Annotated in this window: 1 protein-coding gene and 1 pseudogene; both read left to right on the top strand. The window is 40.6% G+C overall.

Going from position 1 to position 1485, the window contains the following annotated elements; all coding sequences use genetic code 11:
• Nucleotides 1-795 (top strand): annotated as a pseudogene (locus F457_RS14035) (hypothetical protein); the annotation flags it as partial.
• On the top strand, nucleotides 792-1301 hold the full coding sequence (locus F457_RS0111650; RefSeq protein WP_018981301.1) for a hypothetical protein: 510 nt from the start codon (nucleotides 792-794) through the stop codon (nucleotides 1299-1301). The pseudogene F457_RS14035 and the gene F457_RS0111650, both read left to right, overlap by 4 nt.
• Nucleotides 1302-1485 lie beyond the last annotated feature (184 nt).

Here is a 1485-nt window from a genome sequence, read left to right on the forward strand (position 1 = left end):
GCAGGTGGCCTTGTCGCAGGAGGCGGACATAACAGCAGCGTAAACGCCCTCAACGGCGCCGCAGCAGCCTCCGCTATCCAGCAATATAATCAGGCGGCAGAGAAGCTTGCGGAGTTGGGAGTAAAAGAGGGAAGCGCTGCTGCCGGGACACTTTTAGCCGCAGTGGGATTAGTTAGTGATCCACATTTTCTTGAAGATTCTCTTGATGATGCTGAACATACTGCATCACAGTGGGTATATAGTGCAGAATCGTCTGTCAGTGATTGGATTTCGCAGGCAATGGTGGCGGCTCATAATGATGTGCCGTCGGAAACAGGGAGCGCCTCTGATAAGGCAGACCAAGAAGCCCCCCAAGCAACAAGTCCATCGCCTCCACCTGAGAATGAACCTCCAGAAGATGATAAAAATACCAAGTCACAGAATAGATCATGGTTAAATGAGGATGGAACCCCACGTGGAGATACGGGGGATAGTTTCTACATACGTGAAATGGAGGGTAGTGAGAATCCAGAACAAGCTATGAAAGATTTCGTTGATCAGGCGTTGGAGGGAAGAGAAATCAAAAGTGAGAAAGATTTTCCTATTAAAATTAAGAGAGGAGATGGGAGTGTAATCAACGGAAGAGGGTATAATATTATGACCGAAGACGGATTAAATATTTCGATTCGGAAGCCTGGTAATGCTGGAATGGATACGCCAAAGACGACAGGGACGGTAGAACTTAGTGTCAGGAAAGGTACAGTAGGTGCAAGACAGAAAAAATTTAAGTTTAAGTTTCCGGAGTTAAAGAAATGAAAAGCAGTCTTTTTTATAGAATATACCAGAACAAACTACGTGAATTAAGTATTATAGGAGATGCAAACTTAATTTTTCTTTTAGATGATGGTGATATTATAGAGAATTTTTATAGTAATATAGGGGAGTACTTTCCTAGAGATTGGTGTATTGATATAATAGACTTTATGTATAGAATGATATCAATTAATCTTGCTGAATTTCGTAGTTTTGTTTCACTTTCGACTATCCATACAGATTTAGATGTTTTGCATGAGTTGGCAAAAGTTCCTCCGGATAAAATTGAAGATGATCCTGATAAGCTTGGGGGAGCAGTGTGGTACGCGTGTGAAGCGGGAATTACAAAAGAAGGAAAAGCATTTTTAAATAAATTCAATCTATTAACCTCAGATAACCTTGATAACAGTTTTTTGTTTTGTCCAGAATTCAAAAAAGAAATAGAATGTCTTTGTGATGAAAAAGATATAGGTTTTGAAAAAAGAGAGTTAATTAAGCTACGGTATTAACTTTTTATACAAAAATAAATATTTTTTTAAATATTCTAGAGAATAGTCCTACTGGCTCATCAACAGCTCACGAAACGGAACCAACGGACAATCGGCCGAGTATACTTTCGACCCATGCGTCTGATGGGGCGAATGAGAGCACGCCTGAGCAGCAATGGATGAACCAAGTAGCGGATTCCATTAG

Source organism: Saccharibacter floricola DSM 15669 (genome assembly GCF_000378165.1).
Lineage (GTDB): Bacteria > Pseudomonadota > Alphaproteobacteria > Acetobacterales > Acetobacteraceae > Saccharibacter > Saccharibacter floricola.